This is a genomic window from Desulfobacula sp., assembly GCF_030145145.1.
GTDB lineage: Bacteria > Desulfobacterota > Desulfobacteria > Desulfobacterales > Desulfobacteraceae > Desulfobacula.
This window is the reverse complement of record NZ_JAQYWD010000043.1, coordinates 34,056-58,680: the sequence shown is the minus strand read 5'-3', so window position 1 is coordinate 58,680 and position 24,625 is coordinate 34,056. Positions and strand designations below refer to the sequence as shown.

The window sequence follows — 24,625 nt, the reverse complement described above, 5'->3', positions numbered from 1 at the left end:
AACGAAAAGATTGAATGCAGCTTTAGACCCGAAATATCTGGAGGAAGTCATGTTCGGCTGACCATTGCCAGTTACCAAGACCATAGGGACCTTATAATATTTACTTGCGTTGGCCCTGGGTAAATATCGACTTTTATTGTATATCTATGATTCGCCTGCTATATTGACACAAGTCCAAACACCGCTGGGTGTGATAAAAACCATATAAGGCCTTGAAGGGCCTGTATTCAATAAAAAAAGGGTTTCATGAGTGCCTTTACCGCTATACCATTAACCAAATCAATGATTGAAAATCTGGGGTCCCTGGGATACAAGGAGATGACTCCGGTCCAGGCGGGGAGTTTGCCCCATGTGCTTAAAGGCGAGGACCTTCTGGCCCAGGCCAAGACAGGAAGCGGGAAGACCGCAGCTTTTGGTATCGGCTTGCTGCACACCCTGAATGTGAAGCGCTTCAGGGTGCAGGCCCTGGTGATGTGTCCCACCCGCGAGCTGGCAGAGCAGGTGGCCGGTGAGCTGCGGCGCATCGCCCGGTTCAAACACAATATCAAGATTGTAACCATCTGTGGTGGGGTGCCCTTCCTGCCCCAGCAGATCTCCCTGGAGCATCAGGGACATATTGTGGTGGGAACTCCCGGGCGTATTGAACAGCATTTAAAGCGCGGGACAATGAACCTTGATCATGTCACCACCCTTGTTCTGGATGAGGCGGACCGAATGCTGGATATTGGTTTTGCCGACAGCATTGAAGTGATTATGGGGTATGTTCCTAAAGCTCGCCAGACCCTTCTTTTTTCCGCTACATTTCCCGAGTCGATCCTTGAACTGAGCACGCGGTTTCAGAAGAATGCCCACCGGGTGATGGTGGATGTTGCCCACGAAGAAAACGTTATTCACCAATATTTTTACGAGTCCGGGTGGGAGTGGAAGCCCGCTGTTGCGGCTCAGATTTTAGAGGCATATAAGCTTGCATCGACACTGATTTTCTGTAACACCAAGCTGCAGTGCAAGTCTCTTTCTAAGTTCCTTGAGGCGAAAGGGTTTTCATCTCTGGCCATTCACGGTGACCTTGAGCAGAAGGATCGGACCGAAATACTGGTGCGTTTTTCCAACGGCAGCACCCCGATCCTGGTGGCCACGGATGTGGCAGCAAGGGGCCTTGATATCTCAGGGCTCAGTGCGGTAATCAACTTTGACCTCCCCTTTGAGCCAGAGGTATATATACACCGTATCGGCCGGACAGGCCGGGCCGGGAAAGAGGGGTTGGCGTTTTCCCTTATGACGTCCAAAGAGCGCTTCAGGCTGGAAGAGATAAACGCCCTGATGGGCACCGCTTTTGAAGTGTCTGATATCGCAGCGCTTGAGCCCGCAGCCGATGAGAGTACCACACCTCGCATGGTGACCTTCTCCATCAACGGTGGGCGAAAGGCCAAGCTTCGGCCTGGAGATATCCTGGGTGCGCTGACCAAGGATGGGGGAATCGACGGAGGCTGCGTGGGCAAGATCAACTGCTTTGAGTTTTATTCCTACGTTGCCATTGAACGAACCATAGCCGACATAGCCGAAAAAGTGCTCTCCAAAAACAAGATCAAGGGGCGGCACTTTATTGTCCACAGACATGAGTAATTGCCGGCTGCCGGATACGGCTCTACCAATTCAACCTGCGCCATCATACGAACGCATTATTCTACTCTAAACCTTTGATCACAAAACAGGAAAAATTATGAACCAAGACATGAATGAGCCTGTTCACAGAGAATTGGCTGGTCAATATGATAGAGACGTCAAGGCGTATAGCAGTTACGGACATGAAGTTATTTTTGGCATGAGTGTCGAGTTTGTCAAGGCAGAAGAAAAATTGCTTGATATCGGCATAGGCACAGGCTTGGCCTCAATACACTTTTCTGAAATTGGGCTGAAAGTTTACGGATTGGATGACTCACAGGAAATGATGGCTGCTTGCCAATCGAAATCATTCACTGAAGAGTTGAAACGATGCAATATCATCCAAGAACCAATACCATATAATAATCAATATTTTAATCATGTTGTCTGTTGTGGGGTCTTACATTTTATAAAAGATTTAACGGCTCTATTTTCTGAAATAAAAAGAGTGATCAAAAGTGGAGGGATTTTTTCTTTCACTTTTGCACCCCATGAGACATCAGCCGATTCTATTAAAGAACCAACAGCTTGGGGGGTGCCTATATTCAAACATGCCCCGCGTTACATCATGGCGTTGCTAAGAACAAACGGAATGGGAGTGCTAAAAGAGCAAAGATTATTGATTAAAGGTGCGGATAAAGTTAATTTTGATATGCTGTTTTCTGTATTGATTTGCAGATGTGGGTAAGGGGGATGGGCTAGGGCGGAACCAATTAATTGAAATAGGACCGCAGATGAAATAAATTGGACATAAATAGCGCAGAATTTTGGTTCATCTGCAAGGCGCATTAAAGTTTTAATAGCAGGCCTATTTAGGCGTTGATGCAACGCAGTAGATGGGCCAAAAGGCAAGCTATTATGTTCAATTTATAAAATTTGCGGTCCATAAAAAAAGATAAAATTAAAAAATTCCCTCAAAGGCCAGATCCCAAACCCCCACCCCACATCGACGACAACCAATTGCATAAAAAAAGGAGACCGTGATGATTGATATATCAGTGAGTAATCAGTGGAGACAGGCATTTCCGGGGGCACATATCGGTATGTTATTAATGGGAAACATGGATAATAGAAAACGCTCAACCCCTCTTGACGAACTGAAGAAAGACTTGGTATTTGCGCTTCGCAGCAAGTATGACGGGTATAGCCGGGCAGATTTGCTCAAAACACAAGTGTTACGAGCCTATAAGGCGTATTACAGAAATTTTGGCAAAACCTATCATATACAACTCCAACTGGAATCAATTCTTCATAAGGGAAAATCCCTTCCAAACGTGAGTCCTTTGGTTGATGCCAATTTTGCAGCTGAAATGGAAACCTTTCTTCTCAGCGCCGGACACGATGCAGACCGTTTATGTTCTCCGGTTAGGATTGGCAAAAGTCATGGGACTGAAGCGTTTATCCAAATAAATGGCAGCAAAAAGACGCTCAAGGCAAATGACATGGTGATGACGGACGCGAAAGGGGTTGTTTGCACCGTCATCTATGGCCAGGACCAGCGGACTCCGATTTCTCCAAACACCCGGCGGGCGTTATATGTAACATATGTGCCGCCTGGTATAGAGACAGCGTCAGTGGCGACTCATTTGGAGACGATTAAAAAAAATATTATCCTTTTTGCACCTGATGCAGCGGTGGAGTTCCAGCAGGTGTATTCAGCCGATGGGCCTTAGCGGCTATTGATGGAACGCTGGAAGGTTCTGGACCGACCGGTTGATCAGGTCTTCCAGGGCAGGTCACATCATTCCCGCGTCCACGGTTATGGTCTGGTTGGATTTATTTTTCAGGGTATCCTGTGATTTTTTGAATCTTCCTGTACAGTGGGGAGAGTACCTTGTACATCTTTTGATAGACCTGCTGGTACAGGTCCTTGTAAACAGCCGCACACACGGGATCAGGCTCAAACCGGGTGGCTATCCGGCTCATCCGGGATGCAGCGTCTCTGACGCTGGAATAAAGCCCAAGCCCCCTGGCCGTAAGAATCGCAGCACCAAGGCCCGAGGTTTCATGGGTGGCAGACCGTACCATGGGCAAATTGAAAATATTCGCAGCGATCTGGCAGATGGCATCACTCTGGGATGCCCCACCAGACAAGGCTGCCTGTTTAACCCTTATTTTTCCCCGGGCCTGGACCTTTTCCATCCCTTCCAGCAGGGCAAAACAAAGGCCTTCAATCACGGCCCGATACACATGGTCCCGGGTATGGACATCCCCAAACCCGATCATGGCTCCCTTGGCATTGGGATGATCCAGTCCCGGAGCCCAATAGGGCTGGACCATGAGACCCATGGCGCCGGGCTGGGTTCGTTCCAGGCAATTATTGAGCAGTGCTTCCGGGGCAACCCCCAAAGTCCTGGCCGTTTCCACCTCTTTATGGGCAAACTGTTTTTTAAACCAGGATATCATCCAGAATCCCCGGAAGATCTCAACCTCCGGGTTAAAACACCCGGGAATGGGGGCCGGATAAGGCGGCATCATGGGAATGGCCTCAAAATAGCGGGGCGAAGTGGTTTGAACCGTGGCGGTTGTTCCAAAACTCAAGGAAACCATGGTCTGGTCAATGACGCCGGATCCCAGGGTTTCGCATCCCTTGTCAGATCCGCAGGCCACCACCGGTGTTTGGAAAGACAGGCCGGTCAGGGCTGCAGCCTGTTCAGTCACGTGACCCAGGACATTGCCGGGCTGGACCAGGTCAGGCAGTTTATCGGTCTGGACCGGGAAAAGCAGCCGGGTTAAGGAGAGGGGACCGGCCCAGTCCTGGCGTTTATAATCAAAGGGTAGATGCCCGATCTGGGATGCTGTGGAATCTGCAAACCTGCCCGTGAGCCGATGGTTTAAAAATCCTGAAACCTGGAGGTATTTATAGGTCTTTTCCCAGATGTCCGGCTGGTTCTGGATGATCCAGTTGCATTTGCCCTGGGCCTGGACATCCATGATTTTTTTTTCAAGTTTGCTGACCATGCCCGCAAGTTTCAACCCTATCTTTACAGGACCGGAGGTCCCAAATACCGGCCGGGCGGTTCGCCGATCCAGCCAGACAATGGCCGGTCTAAGCACCTGACCGTCCTTATCCACATTAACCATGGTGGCCCGTTGGGAAGTGACACCCACCCCGCAAATCTTTTCAAACAGCACAGGTTCATTTATTTTTAGGGTTTTACAGGTATCAATCAGGCTGGACCAGTATATATCAGGATCCTTTTCTGCCAGACCCGGCCCCGGGCTGACATAGGGGGCATACTCTTTTTGCGCCCTGGCCAGAAGGGAACCATCCGGACTGAAAATCAGGGCTCTCAGGCTCTGGGTCCCGCAGTCAATGGACAACAGTGTTTTTTGGGTCATGGCATGGTCACCTCGAAAGGTTTAAGTTCCAGTCAACCCCTTAAAAATAAAGAGAATATGTTTTTTTATCACACCCATTCCTGGTAAGAGGTCATACCAGTTTAATCTTCATATATCAATATTCAAGCAGGTTATTCCATTATATTGTTACTGGATTTATCGGCGTGCGACATACAAAAGGCGGCTAATCCAAAAACGCGGAACAATTAATTCTAAAGCACAAAATAGCGTTCTTAATATACGCCAGGAATGATTTGCCAAGTAGTTGTTAATCGGGGTAAGCGTTAATTTAAAAAGTGCCTGATAAGCAGGCAACCCAGATATAAAATGACCCCAAGACCTAAAATTGAATAAACCGTTGCAGCAATCTCAGGCCCTGTCCTGAGGCAGGATATGGTATGATTATTTGGATTATAAAAAACATCAACATTACGATGCAATTCATATCTGCTGATAATATCAGCGGCCCATTGTTTTCCATAAAAAAACACAGAAAATGATATTTTTTCATTGGTATATTCTTTATTCTTAACTGAATAAGTATATTTGACTACCGGCCGCCATATTCCTTTTTTCCAGGCCGCTTTTTCGGATATGGATTTTGAAATAACAATGCCGTGGGTTTTTGGCCATGTCATGCTGAAAACGCCATTTAAAAATTCTGGGAACGATTTAAAACTCAACCAGATGATGGGACATAAAAATACAATTACAAAAACGACGAAAATTATTTTTTTTATTTTCCCTGTTATTTTCAAATTTAACTCCCTTCCCGGCATTGATCTTTTGTTTAAAGATTATAAAAAGATAGCTTTTGCCCGGTTAATTCCTGCAGAGATGAATTCAAGCTCTGATACTCAAAAAGATAGTATAGATATTTTTGTTCTCCAGATATTCGATCATCCTGGATATCATAAACTATTTTCAAGTCAATTAATCTTTCTTTGAATGCTTTCAATGCCAAATCCATACGGTCTTTAAGGATTTTGATCTGTCTGCTTTGGGCAGATATTTTTTTTTCAACCAATTGAATCTGGTTGTAAAACATATTGACCTGATTCGAGATTCTCAATTCGGCTTCCCTGAGTTGTATCTTTATTTTATCAAGGGTTTTTTTGGCCTGAAAATATTTTTCTTTTGGGTCTGTTGGATAGAACGGATATGTGAAAACAATTCCTGCCTTATACTCTGTTTCTTCAAGATCGTTTGCGTTTCCAAAAGAAGTTCCCTGATCTTTTTTGTTGATATTAACATATAGATCAACCTGAGGCAGATATTGGTTTTTGGCAACGGCAACCAACAGTTCTTCTTTCTTTAGACTTGTTTTGAGTTGCGCGACTTCCTTATTCATCGCCATTGCCAGGGAGAGCAATTTATCCAAATCCCCTAAAAAATTATGACTTGAAGAGAACTGATCAATCACTTTTATCCGATCTTCTATGTTCAGTAATGTTTTAAGTTTTTGAACGCTGTGTTCAAAAGAAATCTTTGAGGAGATGACTTGTGTAATGGCCTCATTTACTTTGATTCGCGCTGACATCACATCTATTTCCGGGATCATGCCTAATTTCTGCTTTGATTCTATATCTTTAAGCAACTGTTTGTTAATCTCCAGGATTTCCTGATAAATTTTAATTTCTCTCTGTCTCAACGTGGTCTGGTAAAATGATGTCTCAACCAATCGTATGAGTATTATTCGGGATTGGTTTAACCGTTCCTTTTGGATATCATGATTAAACCCGGTCTCTTTAATCGGGATAAAGGCAGGGCCAAGAATGCCGTCTTTTAACAAATGCTGTCGATAAAATAGATTCAGTTCTGTATAATAGTTGTCTTTGGATGCAACCGCCAGGGTATCTGAAAAGGATTCAACAGAAAAATCCGGGCCTAATCGGAAATTCGTAACGTCGGTCTGGTAGGCAGAATAATCGGATCTTCCATAATTAACAAACAATGAAAGTTCACCACCCAAAGGAATTTTTTGGATAATGCGCGCCTGATAATTTTGATTTTTCGTCTTTAGTTCGGAAGTATCCGGGTCATCTTCGAAATTAGTGGTTGAAGTGTCCAAATTTAAAACTGGAATGTATTCTGCCAGTTTTCTTTTTATTTCAGACTTTTTAATATCAAGTTCCAGGGTATTTATCCGGACATCGGAATTGTTTTTCAATGCCAGTGTCACCGCTTCATGAAGCGTTAATTCCATGGGAAAGCCGGTGAAAGGCCAAAGAAACAAAAAAATAAGCATGCTATAGCGGTTTGACTTTTTTAACATCACAGGTGAATATTATCCCAGATCATTTTTCCTTTAATTCGAAGGACTCTTTTAAACAGAAATGTCGCAATACGTTCGTCTTCTACGATTATTTGGGCTTCAGCCGAAAACCCGGGTTTAACCTCATATCGGTTTCCAAAAACAAGCATGTGATAGGGCCGTTCAAGCTTGAGTGTTACCGGGTAATAATTTTCTTTTAAAACCAGTGGGCCATTTATCAGCGTATTTATTTTTTCTTCTATTCCAATTTTTGCAGAAGGCCCTCCTGCCTTGCTGTCAATACCCGTTGTGGCGACGGTTGCAGAAAAAAGTTTATATTCCCCTTTGGGAAATGGTTTCATTGTTACACGGGCATTTTGCCCGGGTTTCACCAAAGGGAAATCTTTTTCAGAAATCTGACACTCAATAAGATACGCATCTGTTCCTCCGATTTTCAAAACGACCTCACCTCTGGAAACTGCTTTTCCTTCAAGATGTTTAGTGTCATAGGTCATGATGATCCCGGAGATGGGTGCGGTAACCTGGGTCAGCAGCAGCTTGTCCGTCAGTGCTTCCAGGCGGTTTTCCTCTGTAACAAGCGCTTTTTGAGCAGAGACAAGTTCTTGCTTGAAAATATCCATCTCTTTTTGCCGCACGAACGCTTTTGCAAGAACCACTCGCTGCCGCTTCAATCTTGCCCGGGCCGTATCCAACTGATCCTTGTCATATTTATTCATTAAAAGGGCCAATCGATCTTTAGAAAGCGCCAGGTCTGTTAATGCCATCGTCTTTATGTGAGAACTATTGTCCAGATCCTGCCGGGAAATCAGTTTCAGTGAAAAGGCCTTCTCCATTCTGTCAAAATCAAGGGTTGCCTTTTCAACTTGTTGTCCGGCGCGTTTAATATTGCGTTTCGCAAGGTTGATCTCTTCGTTTTTCGGCCCTTTTTTCATGATTCGGAAGCCTGCTTCCGCTTCACTCAAAGATGCTTTTGCCTCTTCAATGGTGCTCGACACATCCTTTTTTCTGATGGCAAAATTTTGTCGTATATTGGCTATGTTTTTTCTAAACTCAACTATTTTTTGTAAACTTGATTGAGTTTCAAGTTTTTTTTCTCTGTCTTCCAGGACAAACAGCAAGTCCCCCTTTCTGATTTTCTCTCCTTCATTAACGTCCATGCGTTTAATAATACCATCAATTTCAGGTTTGACATCCATCCACTCAGCGCAAATAACCTTCCCTTCCCCGGTTGCAGTGATATCCATTCTTAAAAACCAGAATACGATAAAAATCAGGGTAAATAATAATGCCAGCAATAATAAAAATATGCGTAAAATATGATCAATAAAAACAAATTGAAGCCGGATTCTCATTTGTTTACCCTTTGTGGGGATTTAAAATATAAGAGACCATAACAAAACACTGAAGATCGCTGTCCTTTGCATTTAATCCTCTGGTTGTAATATGCTTTTACACAGGTTGTAATATGCAGCTTTTTTACTGGACAGTTCCTGGTGAGAGCCCTGTTCAACAATCTTTCCCTTATCAAGAACAAGAATGATATCTGCATCCCTTACCATTTCCATCCTGTGGGTCACCATAAAAACAGTACGACCAATAAATACCTTTTTTAATGCAGTCTGAATTAATTTTTGCGTGGTTTGATCTACGCTGCTCAATGCTTCATCCAGAATCAATATCGGTCGATCCAGTAAAATTATTCTTGCAAGCGCGATCCGTTGTCTTTCTCCACCCGACAAGGTTTCTCCCTTTTCACCCACCCGGGTTTCATACCCATCCGGCAGTTTTGTTACAAAATCATGCACATTTGCTGCTTTAGATGCCTCAATAACCTCTCTTTGGGAGAATCCTTTTTTCCAACAGGTGATGTTGTCTAAAATCGTTCCGGTAAATATAAATGGTGTCTGCATCATCACCGCGATGTGAGAGCGCAGAGAATCAAGGGATATATCTTTAATATCGATTCCATCAATACGGATATTTCCTTTCCCAGGGTCATAAAACCTGGGAATAAGTCGGGCCAGAGTAGATTTACCGGATCCTGTCTGACCGATTATTGCCACCACGGCACCCGCAGGGATATCCACGTTAATATTTGTTAATGAAAGCTGATTAGACGGTTTATATCCAAAACAGACATTTGAAATCGTAACATTGCCTTTAACCTTTTCAATGGTCATGGGTTTTGTTGAATTTCGGATTTCAGGTGTAATATCGTATATTTCATAAAATCGTTTTGTATAGGCCTTCACTTCCTGTATTGGAACTAAAAGTCCCACCATATCCGTCAAAGGATTATAAAGGTAACCGATAAACGTTGTAAAAGCGATTAACTCTCCAACCGTCATTTCCCCTTTTATGACAAGTGTCGCACCAAACCAGGTGTAAAGCAGTGTCCCGGAAGCGGTTGCCATACTGCCAAGCAGCCCCTGGATATTGCTGATCACTCTCATTTCCATGTCTTTTTTCCGGAACTTAAGAAACAGTATCCTGATACGATTTAAAATCCGGTTCTGTATATTCAGTGCATGGATTTCCCTGATGCCAACAAATGATTCATAATTTTTTGCTAAAATTTCGGCCTTTTTTTCTGCTACAATGCGAGTGTATTTTCGGACGATTTTTGACAGCACAAAAAATGAGAATGCCAGCCATGGCAATGTCACGCCGGCAATTAATGCCAATTTCCAATTCATCAAAAACACAATTAACGGTACGATACTTAAATACAGCAGGTTAGTTACAGTTCTATTCAGAATATCGATAAGGAGTTCTCTGGATTGGGAGGCATCTGAAAACCGAGAGAGAACTTCTGCGATTTCCCTGGAATCAAAAAAGGAAAAAGTCATTTTTTGTAAATGCTTAAAGAATTTAAGCTCTATATCATAGGACATCGCATGTTGAATATATGACATATAATATTCTCGTACTGATGTGAGAACAGACCGGAAAACAGTCAATATAAAAGTTGAAAAAACGATCACAATCAGCAGAGAATTGTCTTGTCTTAACATGACATCATCAATCATTATTTTCGTAAGCCAAGGGTAGGGTAATGAAAGAATTGTCAATACGATTCCAGTGAAAATAAAGATAAGTATGTTTTTCCAGTATGGTTTTATGAGGGATAAAAATTTAAATAGATCATTATATTTTAAGGGAATTACCTGCTCTTTCATCGTTAATACAGCCTATTTTGTTGAGTTTTTTCTGGCATTTGGATAGCCAATCAATAAAACCTTGCAGGAGATTTTTAGTCTCACAACAACAACAGCCGTCCTGTAATATTGATTAAATTGATGATTGAATGAATTAAAATACAATTATATAAGTTTTTATTTTTTTCATAGTATAATGTAATGAAAATACTATAGATGATGATTGAAATACTCGAAAAATTATAATAATGGTATAGCACAAACAGGAAAGTTGAAACGATAAGCCCGGTGGGTAACCCGCATTCTTTTTTTATCCCGCGATAAAAAAAACTGCGAAACCATATTTCTTCCGTCACAGGTGCAATGATAATGGGGTATACAATAAAAAGAGAGAACGTGTACGGAACTGGTTTTGAAAGCAGGCCCCGAAAAAGAAACGGCGAAACATAATGGTCAATCAGCAGCATTGCCAAACCCGTGACAGCGGCAATCCCTATAGATGGAACCAAGTTTGTAAAAAACACGTCTTTTCCTGATAAAAGCGAACGCCAACCATTGGCATATTTTTTTAGAATTACGTTTAAAATTCCAAAACATATAATAAGACTGAAAATATCAACCAAAATGAAAACATAATATCTTATGTTTAAGGGAATCATAGGAAGATAGGTCTTAATAAGCCACCCCCCACCCACCATATATATTATCAATATATTGGAAAAAAAGATCAAATCCTTAACTGTCCAAGGTACTGTGTTGTTGTAAAAGAGATCGGTCGTTTTCAAATTTTATTTCCAATCACAATTGTTCAAAATAAATTTAAAATTCGATGCTATTTCATTGTCAAAATTGATCGTTTGTTTTTTTCAGTTTCTTTCATGGCCTTTTGATAGCGATTAAAAATTTTGGAAGAAATCTTTCCTATTTCACAAGGAGAAAGCTCAAAGGTACCATCATTGTGGATCATTATCATATTTTTTCTCCCAATTATTGTTTGTATATTTTTTCTTTTTACCTTTTCCATATTTGAGGCCATTACTTCGAGAGTTATTGATGTTTGTCTGGCAAAATCTATGAAATCAACACAATCTTCACTCAAACCGATATCTTTCCATGGTTCTTTATCGATATAGTGCCCTGCATTTTGGAACTTTTGAAGAATGAATTTTTCTCTTAATTTGGTGTATTGTGAGGCATATTTACTATCTTCCAGAAGAATAAAAGTAACCTGTGCCATAAGGATATTATGTGAATATACTGAAAAAAACTGATAATGTTTTACCTTTGAAATTAACAAATTCTTTTGTGGAAAATTTACATTTCTAAACATTATGTTCAGATCCAGTCGACTAAGGCTTGTATTCTCATATATAAATTTTTCATTTTCATAATGCTTGTTGTAATTATAGAGCTTTTCTAAAATGCTTTTATAATCTAAATAATCATATGGTTTTGGAGAATAAGTTTTTGGATCATTGATCATAGCTGTATTAATTGGGGGGTTCTCCAATATCTCCCAGATTAATTTATGTCCACCTTTTTCATAATAATAGTTTATGAATCTTTCGCCTTGAGAGTAAATACTTTTCAAAGGAAGCCCTGAAGTCATCATTTTGATTACTTTTGGATTATTGAATTTGATATTTATCGAATTAGCTAATGGAAATAAATTAATGATAACATCATCCACACCCAATTGCCTTCCTATTTTTTTTTCAATTAAAACTGCATGCCCCTCAATTGCTGCAGAAAATGCATGTATTTCTTCCCTGCCTGGTAGTTTGCTTCTTCTATCAAATAAATTCAAATATTGATCTTGAAGAGCATGGGTCAATTCATGTGCAATGGTAATTCGAACAATATCCATCCCATATTTTTCATCTATGTTTAATAATTTTAAAATCGAAGGAATCCGTTTCGGCAACAAATAGACAATTTGATCACGTGATCCATATGCCCCATAAAACATTTTTAACATCATCTGTAAGAATTTTTTTTCATTTTTCATCGGAGTAACTGAATCGTTTAAAACCACTATGTCAGTTTCACGAATGATAACATCTTTAAACTCTTCTGAATTAATTAGTTTAATTACAGGATTTTTTTTAAATTTTCTTCCAGTAGTCTTCTCAATCATCGGAATTAATTCATTGGCTATTTTGTTTGCCTGCTCGTATGTATAAAAAGGGTTTCCGTCCTCAAGCAAACTATGGAATTCTTTTATTTCCCTTTCAAACACTCTGTCATCTAACTTTTCAGACCTCTCAAATCCAATTAAGCAGAATGCCAAAAGACCTAAAATACCAATCAAAATAAGTTGTTTGCTCTTATTTATCATCATATAGCGCTTTCATAATTTTATTTTTAAAAATTTTTGGTTTTGTAAAGGCTTTTACAGATAAAGACATCATTTGCTGATCAGACCATATAGTGTGTTTTTCTGAAAAGCCTTTATTTTAAAGTTATATTATAGGATTAAACATAAGGTCTATCGGTCGAAAGGCCCGTGGCAACCTATACATGAGGCTGCCGCACCAGTAGAAGCGCCAACAGCTGCCCCTACAAATCCGCCAGTTGTGCCACCGCCAACGGCACCACCAATTGCAGCGGCAGCAATCGCATTATTACCAGCATGACCACCCCCACACGCACCACCGCAGGCGCCACCATACATACCGCTGGATTGAAGTTTTTTATTAATTTTAACTTCTTCAATTTTTATGTTCAATTTTCTTTTCATAATTTTTTCCTTTTTTTTAAAAGGTTATAAATTAAATGGTCAGGGTATCTTTTTATTGTGTCCATTGGACTCACCTCCTTTTTTTAAAATGGGTGGTTTATTCAATTTCCTGGCAAAAAATCGAAGCAATCTAAAAGGATCATTCAAGCACTTCATTTAAATAATCCATTACGATTGACTTAAAAAAGAGTTGCTCAAATTGACAATTTTTCGTAGGAAAAAAAATATTACCCCCGTCCTGGAACGCATCTGCAGCGCAGCCACCTGCACAGAAAGCCTCGATATCGCATCCGTTGCAGGTTGGAATATTACCTGCAACCCTTTTAACTAAATTTAAGTAGTCTTTGGTTTTGAATATGGCATCAAAATTTTCTATATTCCCCATTTTTATTTTCAACGTTCCACAGGGATATATATCTCCATTTGGAAATATGCATATCTCCTCTCCTGCGACAGCATTGCAATAGGCTCCCATGGTTTTTACACCCAAAAGTGCGTTCAAAGGAAACATGAGCATTCCAAAACCAACATTCACGCCGATTTCTATAGCATATAAAACTGCTTCTCTTATCACTTTGACCTTCTCGTCAACCGGGACAGTATCCAGGCCCTGTTTTGATTCCATACACATACTTTGAAGCGATAAAGAAATCGATGCGTTATGTTCATTATTTTTATCTGCGATATACGTTATCAGTTCTTTCAAATGGTTATAATTATGATCTCCAATTGTTGCTGATATGGCTACCTCGCACCCTGACGAAACCAGAATATCTATATTTTTGTTAATTACAGAAAATGTCCCTTTGCCCGATTTAAATGTCCGGAACGTGTCATGGACTTTACGCAATCCATCTAAGCTAACGGATATATTCACATTGTTTAAAGCCAATTTCCGGGCGATTTTTTCTGTTACAATGGTCCCATTGGTATTAAGAATATATTCAACCCTGATGCCATTTTTCAAATATTTCAAATACTCAAAAATCTTTTCGATCACAGGCCAGTTCAGCATCGCCTCCCCTCCAAAAAATCTAATTTGGCAATGGTTTCGGTTAAATCTTTTTTGCAGATCGAAAAATAAGGTCAATGCCTTTTTAGCGGTATGCCAATCCATTTGCTCCTTTTGACAAGGATCAATATAACAATAATCACACGCCATATTGCACAAATTGGATATATTAAGACGTAACTTGTTTATCAACTTCCCTTTTGTGATGTGCTCCTGGTCAAAATTTCGATAATTTTGATTCGTTTCCAGTCCACAATCAAATACAAGTAGGCGTTTGTCATATAGTGCTGTAATGATAGGATAAAAATTCTTAATGTCATAGTTTTCAGATATTTCATTTAGTGTTGCACCGTTTTTAAACGCTTCTATTAAAAATAAAATATCTGGACTCGATTTCAGACTCTGCCCATAAAATGCGTTGTATAATAAAACGATAGATGCATTTTTAATGATCCGCAGGTTTTTTGATGGTTTAAGTCCTGCAACTTGGATTTGTGGATATTTTTTCTGCCACTCTTGTTCCACATCCTCGATTGAGCGGTGATACAATTTTTGGAACCGGATTTTAAACGTACTGTCCAGCCCAATGGACGAGACACAGTCCATAAAATATGTTTCCCCTTTCAAACGAATAAGATATGAAACAAAACTATGGGACTGCCGGTAACAAATGTTTTCTTTTACCGTTGAATCATCCAAATCAAGCAGGCTTTGTCTCGATAGCATTTCTATCTCATTGAACCCATAAATTTTTTTGTGACGGCAAAGTAAAAGGAAAGATCTTTCTAAATCTGGTTTGCTGAAATATTCGCACAGCCCCTCTTCAAGCCATATCGGAAGTTGACAAGCCATTTGTCCAAGAAAAATATGGGATAGCTCATGCGCCATCCCTTTAAATGACCCTTTTTTTTCGGAATCTAATTGTCTGATTTTTTGTGGATCTATAATCAAAAGGTTACTGCTGAAAACAAATGCATCCGGCCAGTCAGGCATGGCGGAAGGTCCCCAGAATTCTTGAAATTCTTCACGATTTTTACAGGTATAAACGGTTATTTTTTGATCAATGGGTGAGAGGAATTTCAACGATAGTGACTGGTATACATCTTCCATAAAATCGGAAAAATTTCGGAACAGATAATCACTATTACCTGAATAAAGTATTAGAAAATGTTTTGTTTCGAATTGTTTGATATTTTTCAAGTCAATTTTGTTTTTCAGCCATTCAAGATCCTCATTGGTCCCATGGGGGATCAGAAAATTGATCTTTAACAGGTGCATGATGGATTGGTACAAATCGTTTCCATTATATTCGGCAAGTACAGTCGATAAGGGAACTGGTTTATTCCTCAAATTGTTTAAAAACCGTAAAAGCGGTTTAGAAGAATTAATGGCCACGGATGACAGCCGGTTAATCAAAATCTCCCCTTCTTCACCATTTTTTCTTAAAACCAGATTTCTTGACAGCGAAATCATTTGATTTACAATTTCGGGAAGGCAGGGTTTATCATCCGTTTTTAACCAATTGTTTTCACACAATAACTTTTCCATGGGTCATCCGATCGCCTTGTTGTTGCCTTGAGACGCAGCTAAATATTTTTGTCCTTTGGGTAATTTTAATATATTTTCAAATTCCCTGTCCAACAGACCATAAAGCAGGGCATCTCGGTATTTTCCTCGCTGAAAATATCTCTTCTTGAGAACTGCTTCTCTTGTAAAACCCATTTCTTTTTGCAAAGATTCCGCTTCTTTGGCATATTCCAATACACGGCCATAGACCTTATGCATACCAAGTCGATGAAAGGCATGTAACAGCATCAGGAATGCAGCCTCAGCTCCAAAAAACATATTTCGCCTGTTTTTTTTCCCAACCATTATGTGAATCTCAAGGTTCCTGTCTTCCCGGTTAATTCTGCTTAAAAAAACTCTGCCAATGGGATCTTTTTTTTTGGTTTCAATGATATAATCAATTCTATCCATTGCAGATATATTCTGCCGTAATATATGCTCCATCTCCGAAGGCGAGTTGACTGGCAATTCATCATAGTATTTCATTAATTCTCTATCCTGCCACCATTCAATTACCATGGGTAGATCTGATACGGTTATGCGCCTTAGATTAACAGTCCTTCCCTTAATCATCGTTATCAACATCCTTTCTGAATAATGAAAAAATAAGCATATCCAGGTACCTGTTATCCCGGAATACATGTTCACGCAGTCGACCCTCCTGTTCGAAACCTGCTTTTTTAATCGTTTGAATTTCAAATTCTGAAATTTGAAGAATGGATGAATCAATTTTAATTAGATTTAACTCGTTAAAAACAATGGAAGCTAAAACTTGAACCGCCTCCACTGAAAAATGAAGATTTAAACTATCCGCTTTCATTTTAAATGAGATTGAGCATGAACGGTTTTTCCAATTTATATTATGATAGGAACATATTCCGAGAATCCGGTTCCCCTTACTCTCAATGACAAAGTCCCCTTTCCAGGCAAAATGATCGTTAAAATTCTCATGAATTTCATCCCATGAAACAAAGGATCTAATGGTATTAAACAGGTATAATTCATCCATTTCGTGCCATTCCCACAAGTGATATAGGTCTGCTTTCTCTAACCGCCTTAACCTTACGTCCTCTCCGATGATCATCAGGCGCCCCTTACCGTATAACCGTTGAAAGCCTTTTGACGATATCTCCCACTGTGTTGAATTCGGTTAATGTGTCTTCGTCGATTTCGATATTGAATTTGTTTTCTATACTCATCACAATATTGATGACATCCAGAGAATCTGCACCTAAATCTTCCTGGATTGAGGTGTGATCTTTTATAGATCGTGGTGATACATCAAGTTCTTTCCCGATAATTTTAATGATTGTTTTTTTTAATTTTTCCATTTTTTCACCACTAAAACCGCATTGCTGCCACCAAATCCAAATGAATTTGATATGGCATGGTTTATTATTTTATTCCTGGCCTTTCCGGGAACATAATCTAAATCGCAATCAGGATCAGGGTCTTGATAATTCAAGGTGGGGTGGATAAGATCATTTTTCGCACTCAAGACTGTGGCGACGACTTCCAGGGCGGATGACGCCCCCATGGCATGGCCGATAATAGACTTTGTTGAACTGATGGCGATGTCATGGGCGGTTTTTCCAAATACGGCTTTAATCGCATCCGTTTCAACCCGGTCATTAATTCGGGTTGCTGTTCCGTGCGCATTGATGTAATCAATTTTTTCAGCCGCAATATTTGCATCATTCAAAGCGAGTTGAATGGCTTTTGCCTGACCCTCTTTTGAAGGGGATGTCAGATGATGGGCATCACAATTCGACCCAAAACCAATTATTTCAGCATAAATTTGCCGGTGATGTCGGATCGCAGCATCCAGGGATTCTACCACTAGTGCCGCCGCTCCTTCTGCCAGGACAAATCCGGTTCTGTTTTTATCAAAAGACTTGACAGCCCTAGACGTGTTTTCCCTTGAAAGAACCCCTAAAATATCCCAGGCCTTTAAAATTTTCGGTGTAACCGGCGCTTCTGTTCCACCACAAATAATAGACTCAAAATTTTCAGCCTTGATTTCCTGAAAGGCCATGCCTATGGCATTGGCACCTGAGGAACAGGCTGTATTCACTGTAAGGTTCATGCCGGTGATATTTAATTGCATGGCGATTTGGGCCGCGGCGGCATTGTTCATAATGCGGGGAATTGTAAATGCATTCATACGTGTGTCATCTTTAGAACCCGAATTTGTTTTTAGTGGATTATCCCAGGTAGAAATACCCCCAATTCCCGTTCCAAAGATTACACCAATATTTTCATCCGGGTGTTCGTTTAAATCCCGCCCACTGTCATGCCACGCATGTTTCGCTGCAATAGTGGCAAATTGGGAAAAGCGATCCATGCGCCGCAATTCTCTTGTGTTGAAAAAGGTATTTGTATCTAAATTCCGGACTTGACCTGCAAACTTACACTTCAGTTGGTTTGTGCAGCAACCATCAATGTATTCCAAGCCGGATTGGCCGGAAATCAAAGATTGCCAATAGGTCTCCAAATCATTTCCAACTGGTGATATTATTCCCATTCCGGTAATAACTACTCGCATAGCTTTCATCTCAAGTTGACGATTTGTTTGAAGTGTCTTTTTTTTATATAATATAGGATTTTTTTCAAGTCAATCAGGGTAAACCCTGAAAAATGCAAAAAAGTGCTATCTTTTTTAAATTTTTTTTATGCTGCTGGTGTGGGGGGTCTAATTCGGGATGAAACTGTCCTGGCCCGTATCAGAATAGCCGGGACTGAACAGCACCTGGTTCTGAAAAAGCGCGGCAAACAGTTTAAGATCTTCCTGGGACAAGTCACTGGAAACCGTTTCCAGGGTTGAAAGCTCTTCTGCTATTTTTGCCTGGAGCACTTCACGGTTTTCAACGGTCTGCCCCGGCTCAGCTGCCTGATACGCCCGGGTGCCAATACGTCGGACGATATCGGTTATTTCACGAACCAAACCTTCTGGAAGCTGATGGATTGAAACAGCAGGTGCAGGATGTTGTGAGGCCGGTTCAACCCCATTTGTAAGCGGGTCCCGTGTCGGTGATGATGCCGGTATTACCGGTTTGTTCTGGAACCGGTAGTTTGATATCGGAAAACCATTGATTGAATTTAAGGGTGTCATTGGTATCCTTTCGTTTACACACTATAGTCAAGAATAAGCCCCATACCGCTGTGGATTTGTCGCGACAGGTTTCCCATATCGTCATGGGTGATGGTCCGGTTGAAAAGCCGGTCGATTTTCCTGGTTTCGTCCAAAGTAACAATATCCATGACAATTTCTTTCTTTTTCCGATATACGCAGAGCCGGACGGGTGATTCCTTTAAAACTATAAACTATACAATAACCATCATTTTTGTTTAAACAAACTTAAAGTTATCAATTTGTTGAGAAACACCACCAGGCCATTGATAGAAATTGTTAATTGCGGCAGTGCCGGAGATCTCTTTGTCAAACATTGCTATTTCTGATATTATACGGCTTTCAAAAAAAGTGTGAAGGATGATATACATAATGGAAGTCGACAATTCCAAAGAGAGTACAACAGAACAAAATTTCAAAAAAAACCTTAATATCATTTTAGAAATCCTGGCTGTACAGGTTTCCGAATTCCGACAGACAGACTTGATTGACTGCATGAACCGCCTGGGATACCGGGATGAATACAATCAGCGGGTTTCATATAGAACCATCCGACCGCTTTTAGCTGCGCTGAAGAAAAATGCTGCCATCAGCCAAAATGAAAAAGGGATTGCCTGCAGGGACGATTTAGGGTTGGAAATCATTGAGCAACTAGTGCTGGAGGATCGGTATAAGGCTGTTGCAGCAGAGATTTTAGCTTCTGTCCCCTTGTTTAAACCTGCCCTGGAAACGGTGTATGTCTTTAATGATATCAAGGCGTTTTACCGGGCCATATGGATAGCGGTCTTTACCGGCGAGGCATATGCCGATCTGGACCTTGTCTGTCGATCCGGCAGGAGAAATAAAAAATTCCAGACCGGAAAGATCCCCCCCGTATTAAGACTTTTTGCCCATCCGTTCCGTCCCGGCCTGATAGAAAGGATACCCTTACCGCTAAGATGGAAGGTACTGGGATACATTCTGGATGATGCGCAAAAAAAAATGATACCTGTTCCGGAAATCCTGGCCCATGGGATATCTCTTTTATCTGAATTTTCAGGAGCAGATGAGGAATACCGGTTCCTGGATCATCTGTTTTTGACGGGCCGGATGCGGTTGCACACAGAATTATTGTCTGAATTTGCAAATGTAGAAACGGTGAATCACCTTGTCCAGTTGGGAAAATCAGCATTGGTGTGTGAAAATAATGAGGCAGCATTGATTTTTTTTAAACATGCCGTGACAACCCTGGAAAAAGAGGGCCGGGAACAACACAATTTTCTAAAAGGAGACAACTTCTTTTTTTTACTGCTTGGCCTGTTGGGAAGTGAAGATGAAAAAGATCTGTATTCAGGCATACACTGTATCCTTAATTTGCCCGATGATGGTAAAACTTGTGATGAGCCTTTTCTGGTGATACTTTTAAAGGCCATGCTGCCCCTGTTCCATGCGCAAATTGGAAAAAAATCTGACCTAAAGATTTTTCCGGAATATATCATCTCCATGCAGGACCCCAAGATCGCTTTTTTTTCTATCCTGGTTTTGAGCTGGTATCAGGAAATCCGGGTAACGCCTTATATCTATTTATTGGAAAAAATTCGGGAACAAACAGTGGATTGCGGGTACGAGTGGCTGACGGCTGAAATATGTGCCTTGCTTGCCCGGCTGGGAAGAGAGACGGAGATCAATGCCGCCCGAGCACAAACCCTTCATGAAACCATGGGAACAAAAACCATTGTGAACCTGTTTCAGCCTTTTTCCAATTGGAAAAAGGCGCTTTTGACAATGGTTCACATGGGAGAACATACAGGAAATGAAACATTTCAGCCTGACGACACCCTGTCGGAACAACGACTGATCTGGCAACTGAAATATGATGAAAAATCAAAGTCCTGCGATCTTACACCCCGTATTCAGAAGCGTAACAAAAAAGGCACCTGGACAAAGGGGAAACCCATTCACCTGGAAACGCTTCAAGACACTTACCTTAAGCTGGATTGGCTTACGGCACAAGATCGTAGTGTCTGTGCTGCCATTGGAGAAAATAGAGATCATCGCAGATTTAGATTTTATAATGAAATTGAGGTTCGGTTAGATATGGAAAAGGCATTGCCTGCCCTTGTGGGGCATCCGATGATTTTTCTTGAAAATGATTTATATAACCCGGTGGAATTTGTCGAGGGAGCACCGGAGCTTCGGTTACGGTCCCTTGACAGGAAAATTCATGTGTGCATGGAACCCAGGCCAGCCGATTCCCTGCATTTTGTCACCCTTTTAAGGGAAACCGCCACCCGGTTTAAAGTGGTCCGTTTTTCCACAGACCATATCAACCTTTCCCGCCTTATCGGGGAAAAAGGGTTGATCATACCCAAAAAAGAAAGCAAACGGATTGGCCAGGCCATTACGTCTGTTTCATCATTTGTCACCGTTGTTTCTGATATGGAAGCAGAAGGGATACAGACGATTGAGACGATTGTGCCCATGGTGGCAGATCCTAAACCGCATGTTCACCTGACTCCCTGGTATGCAGGGATTAAAATGGAAATTCTGGTCAGGCCCTTTGGACAGATGGGATCCTATTTCAGGCCGGGAAAGGGGGGGAGCCATGTGCTGGACGAGATTGACGGAAAAAAAATCAGGGTTGTCCGGGATATGGAACTGGAAGAAAATAATGAGAAAAAAATTATTGATGCCTGCCCAACGCTGAAACACATTGAAGCCGTTGGCGGCGAATGGGTGGTGAAAGAACCGGAACACGCCCTTGAGCTCCTGCTGGAATTAAAAACCTGTACAGAACAACCCATATTAAAATGGCCCCGGGGAAAAAAAATAAAGCTTCGGCACAGGGGAGCTTTTTCGGATTTTGCCCTGACCTTGAAAAAAGACCGGGAATGGTTCAAGGCCACGGGAAAACTGCTGGTGGATGATGATATGACGGTTGATCTGTTTCGGCTGATGGCACTTCTGGAATCTTCCACCGGCCGGTTTATCACCCTGGATGACGGTACTTTTTTAGCCATTACCCACTCTTTAAAATCCCGCCTGGAGGAATTAAAAGCCTATTCGACCCCCCATGGAAATGGGCTGCGGTTTTCACCCCTGGCTGCCCCGGCCATGGCGGATCTCATGGATCAGGCAGGATCACTGGAAAGTGATGATGCCTGGAAATCCCATTGCAGAAAGCTAAAGGAAACCATACAGCCAAAAATTCCGGTTACGCTCCAGGCCAGGCTCCGGGATTACCAGATCATCGGGTTTAACTGGCTGTGCCAGTTGGCCCACTGGCATGTGGGGGGCTGCCTGGCAGATGATATGGGCCTTGGAAAAACCGTTCAATCCCTGGCGGCTATTCTTGTCCATGCCGCCAAAGGCCCTGCCCTGGTGGTGGCACCCTTGTCGGTCATGAACAACTGGACGGAAGAGTGCCGAAAATTTGCGCCCCGCCTCAATCCTTTGATTCTTGGCGGCAAAAACCGGCAGCAAATTCTGGAGGGCCTTGAGCCCTATGACCTTGTTATCTGCAGCTATAGTCTTCTTCCGATTGAGAGAGAAAAACTGTCAGGCATTGACTGGCAAACGGTTGTCCTGGACGAAGCCCAGGCCATTAAAAACAGAAAAACCAAACGGTCTAAAGCGGCCATGCGGTTAAACGCCAGATTCCGTTTAATCACCACGGGAACCCCTGTGGAAAACTGCCTGGATGAATTGTGGACCCTTTTTAATTTCCTGAATCCCGGACTTTTGGGAACGTATAACCGGTTCAGGCAGATGTTTGTTGTGCCCATTGAAGGGAATCAGGACAAAGCGGCATCCCAACACTTACGAAAACTGATTCGCCCCTTTATTCTCCGTCGCCTGAAAACAGAAGTCCTCAGGGAACTGCCGGAAAAGACCGAGATCACCCTTCAGGTGGAAATGAGCCGTGATGAAGCGCTCCTCTATGAAGCCCAGCGCCTCAAGTCCCTGGAAAGTATTCATACGGCAGAGGATTCTCCCGGGCAAAAGCAATTCCGGATACTGGCGGAATTAACCCGGTTGCGGCAATTGTGCTGCAATCCTTCCCTGGTCTTGCCGGATGCCCATATTGAAAGTTCAAAATTAAAGGTCTTCATGGATACGGTGAGAGAATTGCTGGAAAATCAGCATAAGGCACTGGTCTTCAGCCAGTTTGTAGGGCATCTGGCTATTTTACGCAAATCACTGGATCAAGAAAACATCTCCTACCAGTATCTGGATGGTTCCACTTCGGTAAAAAATCGCAAAAAACGGATCAATGATTTTCAAAATGGCTGCGGAGATTTTTTCCTCATCAGCTTAAAAGCCGGTGGTACAGGGCTCAATCTCACTGCTGCGGATTATGTTATCCACATGGATCCCTGGTGGAACCCGGCAGTGGAAGACCAGGCATCGGACCGTGCCCACCGCATCGGACAGACCCGGCCGGTGACGGTTTACCGCCTAGTGGTGAAGGACACCATTGAAGAGCGGATTGTCGATCTCCACCAGGAAAAACGGGATCTTGCCGAAAGCCTGCTGGCAGGTAGCGAAACCGCAGGGAAATTGTCGGCATCAGAATTGCTGGCATTGATGCAGGGAAAAAAGGCAGATCAATAAGCCATAGAAAGGCGCTAACTCCCCTATGAAAAAAAAATAGCAAAAATCAACAAATATGTTATGATGGATCGGAAAAATCGAATTGAAAATTCGGTTGTTATTTTTCAGATTTGGAGTTTTGGCATTATGGAATTACTGAACTATCACCATTTGTTTTTTTTCTGGATTATCATGAATACCGGGAGTATAAAAGCAGCAAGTGTTCGGTTGAAATTGGCCCAATCCACCATCAGCACTCAATTGAGTGCTTTTGAAAAAACGCTGGGAGGAAAACTCTTTAACCGGGTCGGACGAAATCTTGAGCCCACTGATTTAGGGCACATGGTGTTTGGTTATGCCGATAAAATTTTTACGCTTGGCCAGGAAATGATGAACTCGGTCCATAGCCTTCCAGCCGAGACGCCTTTATCCTTGCGGGTTGGCATCGTGGAGGTTGTGCCGCATCTGTTGATACGTAAGTTTCTCCTGCCGGCCATGGAGCTTTCTGAAAATATTCATCTGGTTTGTCAACAGGGAAAGCAGGACAGCCTGTTATCAGAACTTGCCGTTCATAACCTTGATGTGGTGTTCACCGATGCACCGATTCGTTCCGGTTTAAGTGTTAAAGCATACAGCCATCTGTTAATTGAATGTGGGATTACTTTTTTGGGTCATGATAAATTTTTACCTTCCCTTAAAGAAAAATTTCCCTATTCGCTTGATAAATGTCCCATGCTTCTTCCAATGGGGAATACCGCATTGCGCGGTCGACTGGATCAATGGTTTGCCCGGCTTAATATTTTGCCCCATATCATTGGAGAGTTTGATGACAGCACCTTGTTAAAAATGTTCGGTCATGCCGGGGATGGCGTTTTTGTCGCACCCCAGGTCATTGAAGAAGAAATTCAACAGCAATATGACGTTAAGATTATTGGCAGATCAAATGAGATTATTGAAAGATTCTATGCGATTTCAATAGAGCGAATTATCAAACATCCTGCCATTGCAGCTATTACCAAAGCCACACGTCATGGATTATTTTTTTTAGAACCGCAATTTAAAAAATAAATCAATTATCGGGTATCCTGGCAGCAGGATTTGTTTGATTCGGTATATACGAATCGTATCGTTATACTATTAGTCTTGACCGAATCATGTTTTTGATTTA

General features: G+C 41.8%; 20 protein-coding genes. 5 read left to right on the top strand and 15 right to left on the bottom strand.

The window, feature by feature from the left end; translation table 11 throughout:
- Positions 1-246 precede the first annotated feature (246 nt).
- The 3 genes from dbpA to Q1Q15_RS21225 all read left to right on the top strand — a co-directional run bounded on the left by dbpA (position 247) and on the right by Q1Q15_RS21225 (position 3,335).
- Positions 247-1,623 (top strand): ATP-dependent RNA helicase DbpA, encoded by a 1,377-nt coding sequence (gene dbpA / locus Q1Q15_RS21235; RefSeq protein ID WP_300464425.1) that lies wholly within the window; start codon positions 247-249, stop codon positions 1,621-1,623.
- A gap of 97 nt (positions 1,624-1,720) precedes the next feature.
- On the top strand, positions 1,721-2,350 hold the full coding sequence (locus Q1Q15_RS21230; protein WP_300464424.1) for a class I SAM-dependent methyltransferase: 630 nt from the start codon (positions 1,721-1,723) through the stop codon (positions 2,348-2,350).
- Positions 2,351-2,645: 295 nt separating this feature from the next.
- Positions 2,646-3,335 (top strand): phenylalanine--tRNA ligase beta subunit-related protein, encoded by a 690-nt coding sequence (locus Q1Q15_RS21225; protein WP_300464422.1) that lies wholly within the window; start codon positions 2,646-2,648, stop codon positions 3,333-3,335.
- A 103-nt stretch (positions 3,336-3,438) separates the two neighbouring features.
- Here the strand turns inward: Q1Q15_RS21225 and Q1Q15_RS21220 are convergent, their stop codons facing one another.
- The 15 genes from Q1Q15_RS21220 to Q1Q15_RS21155 all read right to left on the bottom strand — a co-directional run bounded on the left by Q1Q15_RS21220 (position 3,439) and on the right by Q1Q15_RS21155 (position 19,016).
- Positions 3,439-5,004 carry an FGGY-family carbohydrate kinase gene (locus tag Q1Q15_RS21220; protein WP_300464420.1) on the bottom strand — a complete coding sequence of 522 codons (1,566 nt, stop codon included), beginning with the start codon at positions 5,002-5,004 and terminating at the stop codon, positions 3,439-3,441.
- Between the two features lie 284 nt (positions 5,005-5,288).
- Positions 5,289-5,783: a DUF3592 domain-containing protein gene (locus tag Q1Q15_RS25560; protein ID WP_363321025.1), complete on the bottom strand. Its 495-nt coding sequence runs from the start codon at positions 5,781-5,783 to the stop codon at positions 5,289-5,291.
- Positions 5,784-5,794: 11 nt separating this feature from the next.
- Positions 5,795-7,210, bottom strand: coding sequence for a TolC family protein (locus tag Q1Q15_RS21215; RefSeq protein ID WP_300464418.1), 1,416 nt, complete (start codon positions 7,208-7,210; stop codon positions 5,795-5,797).
- A gap of 68 nt (positions 7,211-7,278) precedes the next feature.
- Positions 7,279-8,631, bottom strand: coding sequence for an HlyD family efflux transporter periplasmic adaptor subunit (locus Q1Q15_RS21210; protein ID WP_300464416.1), 1,353 nt, complete (start codon positions 8,629-8,631; stop codon positions 7,279-7,281).
- Positions 8,632-8,703: 72 nt separating this feature from the next.
- Complete coding sequence (locus Q1Q15_RS21205; protein WP_300464414.1) at positions 8,704-10,458, bottom strand: peptidase domain-containing ABC transporter; 1,755 nt, start codon at positions 10,456-10,458, stop codon at positions 8,704-8,706.
- A gap of 80 nt (positions 10,459-10,538) precedes the next feature.
- The gene (locus Q1Q15_RS21200; protein ID WP_300464413.1) at positions 10,539-11,222 is read right to left on the bottom strand and encodes a type II CAAX endopeptidase family protein; all 684 of its coding nucleotides are present in this window, start codon (positions 11,220-11,222) and stop codon (positions 10,539-10,541) included.
- A gap of 47 nt (positions 11,223-11,269) precedes the next feature.
- A complete protein-coding gene (locus tag Q1Q15_RS21195; RefSeq protein ID WP_300464411.1) occupies positions 11,270-12,778 on the bottom strand; it encodes a hypothetical protein in 1,509 nt (502 codons plus the stop codon).
- A 147-nt stretch (positions 12,779-12,925) separates the two neighbouring features.
- The gene (locus Q1Q15_RS21190; RefSeq protein ID WP_300464409.1) at positions 12,926-13,177 is read right to left on the bottom strand and encodes a hypothetical protein; all 252 of its coding nucleotides are present in this window, start codon (positions 13,175-13,177) and stop codon (positions 12,926-12,928) included.
- Between the two features lie 139 nt (positions 13,178-13,316).
- On the bottom strand, positions 13,317-15,389 hold the full coding sequence (locus Q1Q15_RS21185) for a radical SAM protein (RefSeq protein ID WP_300464407.1): 2,073 nt from the start codon (positions 15,387-15,389) through the stop codon (positions 13,317-13,319).
- 351 nt (positions 15,390-15,740) lie between these two features.
- Positions 15,741-16,397: a GNAT family protein gene (locus tag Q1Q15_RS21180; RefSeq protein WP_300464431.1), complete on the bottom strand. Its 657-nt coding sequence runs from the start codon at positions 16,395-16,397 to the stop codon at positions 15,741-15,743.
- Positions 16,321-16,839: a GNAT family protein gene (locus tag Q1Q15_RS21175; protein ID WP_300464388.1), complete on the bottom strand. Its 519-nt coding sequence runs from the start codon at positions 16,837-16,839 to the stop codon at positions 16,321-16,323. Before Q1Q15_RS21175 ends, Q1Q15_RS21180 begins: the two co-directional genes overlap by 77 nt.
- Before the next feature lie 10 nt (positions 16,840-16,849).
- Positions 16,850-17,086 (bottom strand): acyl carrier protein, encoded by a 237-nt coding sequence (locus Q1Q15_RS21170; protein ID WP_300464386.1) that lies wholly within the window; start codon positions 17,084-17,086, stop codon positions 16,850-16,852.
- Entirely contained in the window at positions 17,074-18,300 is a 1,227-nt protein-coding gene (locus tag Q1Q15_RS21165; protein WP_300464384.1) for a beta-ketoacyl-[acyl-carrier-protein] synthase family protein, read from the bottom strand. The genes Q1Q15_RS21170 and Q1Q15_RS21165 overlap by 13 nt, the downstream gene beginning before the upstream one ends.
- 147 nt (positions 18,301-18,447) lie before the next feature.
- On the bottom strand, positions 18,448-18,867 hold the full coding sequence (locus Q1Q15_RS21160) for a hypothetical protein (protein ID WP_300464382.1): 420 nt from the start codon (positions 18,865-18,867) through the stop codon (positions 18,448-18,450).
- Between the two features lie 14 nt (positions 18,868-18,881).
- Complete coding sequence (locus tag Q1Q15_RS21155) at positions 18,882-19,016, bottom strand: hypothetical protein (RefSeq protein ID WP_300464380.1); 135 nt, start codon at positions 19,014-19,016, stop codon at positions 18,882-18,884.
- Between the two features lie 241 nt (positions 19,017-19,257).
- On the opposite strand from Q1Q15_RS21155, the gene Q1Q15_RS21150 reads away from it, so the two are divergent.
- Together Q1Q15_RS21150 and nhaR are read left to right on the top strand one after the other, a co-directional pair.
- Positions 19,258-23,478, top strand: coding sequence for a DEAD/DEAH box helicase (locus tag Q1Q15_RS21150; RefSeq protein WP_300464379.1), 4,221 nt, complete (start codon positions 19,258-19,260; stop codon positions 23,476-23,478).
- Positions 23,479-23,604: 126 nt separating this feature from the next.
- Positions 23,605-24,525: a transcriptional activator NhaR gene (gene nhaR / locus Q1Q15_RS21145; RefSeq protein ID WP_300464378.1), complete on the top strand. Its 921-nt coding sequence runs from the start codon at positions 23,605-23,607 to the stop codon at positions 24,523-24,525.
- Positions 24,526-24,625 lie beyond the last annotated feature (100 nt).

Coding starts and splice junctions, on each gene's coding strand:
- dbpA (WP_300464425.1), top strand. CDS start 247: ATGAGTGCCTTTACCGCTATACCATTAACCAAATCAATGATTGAAAAT.
- Q1Q15_RS21230 (WP_300464424.1), top strand. CDS start 1,721: ATGAACCAAGACATGAATGAGCCTGTTCACAGAGAATTGGCTGGTCAA.
- Q1Q15_RS21225 (WP_300464422.1), top strand. CDS start 2,646: ATGATTGATATATCAGTGAGTAATCAGTGGAGACAGGCATTTCCGGGG.
- Q1Q15_RS21220 (WP_300464420.1), bottom strand. CDS start 5,004: ATGACCCAAAAAACACTGTTGTCCATTGACTGCGGGACCCAGAGCCTG.
- Q1Q15_RS25560 (WP_363321025.1), bottom strand. CDS start 5,783: ATGCCGGGAAGGGAGTTAAATTTGAAAATAACAGGGAAAATAAAAAAA.
- Q1Q15_RS21215 (WP_300464418.1), bottom strand. CDS start 7,210: ATGGAATTAACGCTTCATGAAGCGGTGACACTGGCATTGAAAAACAAT.
- Q1Q15_RS21210 (WP_300464416.1), bottom strand. CDS start 8,631: ATGAGAATCCGGCTTCAATTTGTTTTTATTGATCATATTTTACGCATA.
- Q1Q15_RS21205 (WP_300464414.1), bottom strand. CDS start 10,458: ATGAAAGAGCAGGTAATTCCCTTAAAATATAATGATCTATTTAAATTT.
- Q1Q15_RS21195 (WP_300464411.1), bottom strand. CDS start 12,778: ATGATGATAAATAAGAGCAAACAACTTATTTTGATTGGTATTTTAGGT.
- Q1Q15_RS21190 (WP_300464409.1), bottom strand. CDS start 13,177: ATGAAAAGAAAATTGAACATAAAAATTGAAGAAGTTAAAATTAATAAA.
- Q1Q15_RS21180 (WP_300464431.1), bottom strand. CDS start 16,397: ATGTATTCCGGGATAACAGGTACCTGGATATGCTTATTTTTTCATTAT.
- Q1Q15_RS21175 (WP_300464388.1), bottom strand. CDS start 16,839: ATGATCATCGGAGAGGACGTAAGGTTAAGGCGGTTAGAGAAAGCAGAC.
- Q1Q15_RS21170 (WP_300464386.1), bottom strand. CDS start 17,086: ATGGAAAAATTAAAAAAAACAATCATTAAAATTATCGGGAAAGAACTT.
- Q1Q15_RS21165 (WP_300464384.1), bottom strand. CDS start 18,300: ATGCGAGTAGTTATTACCGGAATGGGAATAATATCACCAGTTGGAAAT.
- Q1Q15_RS21160 (WP_300464382.1), bottom strand. CDS start 18,867: ATGACACCCTTAAATTCAATCAATGGTTTTCCGATATCAAACTACCGG.
- Q1Q15_RS21155 (WP_300464380.1), bottom strand. CDS start 19,016: ATGGATATTGTTACTTTGGACGAAACCAGGAAAATCGACCGGCTTTTC.
- Q1Q15_RS21150 (WP_300464379.1), top strand. CDS start 19,258: ATGGAAGTCGACAATTCCAAAGAGAGTACAACAGAACAAAATTTCAAA.
- nhaR (WP_300464378.1), top strand. CDS start 23,605: ATGGAATTACTGAACTATCACCATTTGTTTTTTTTCTGGATTATCATG.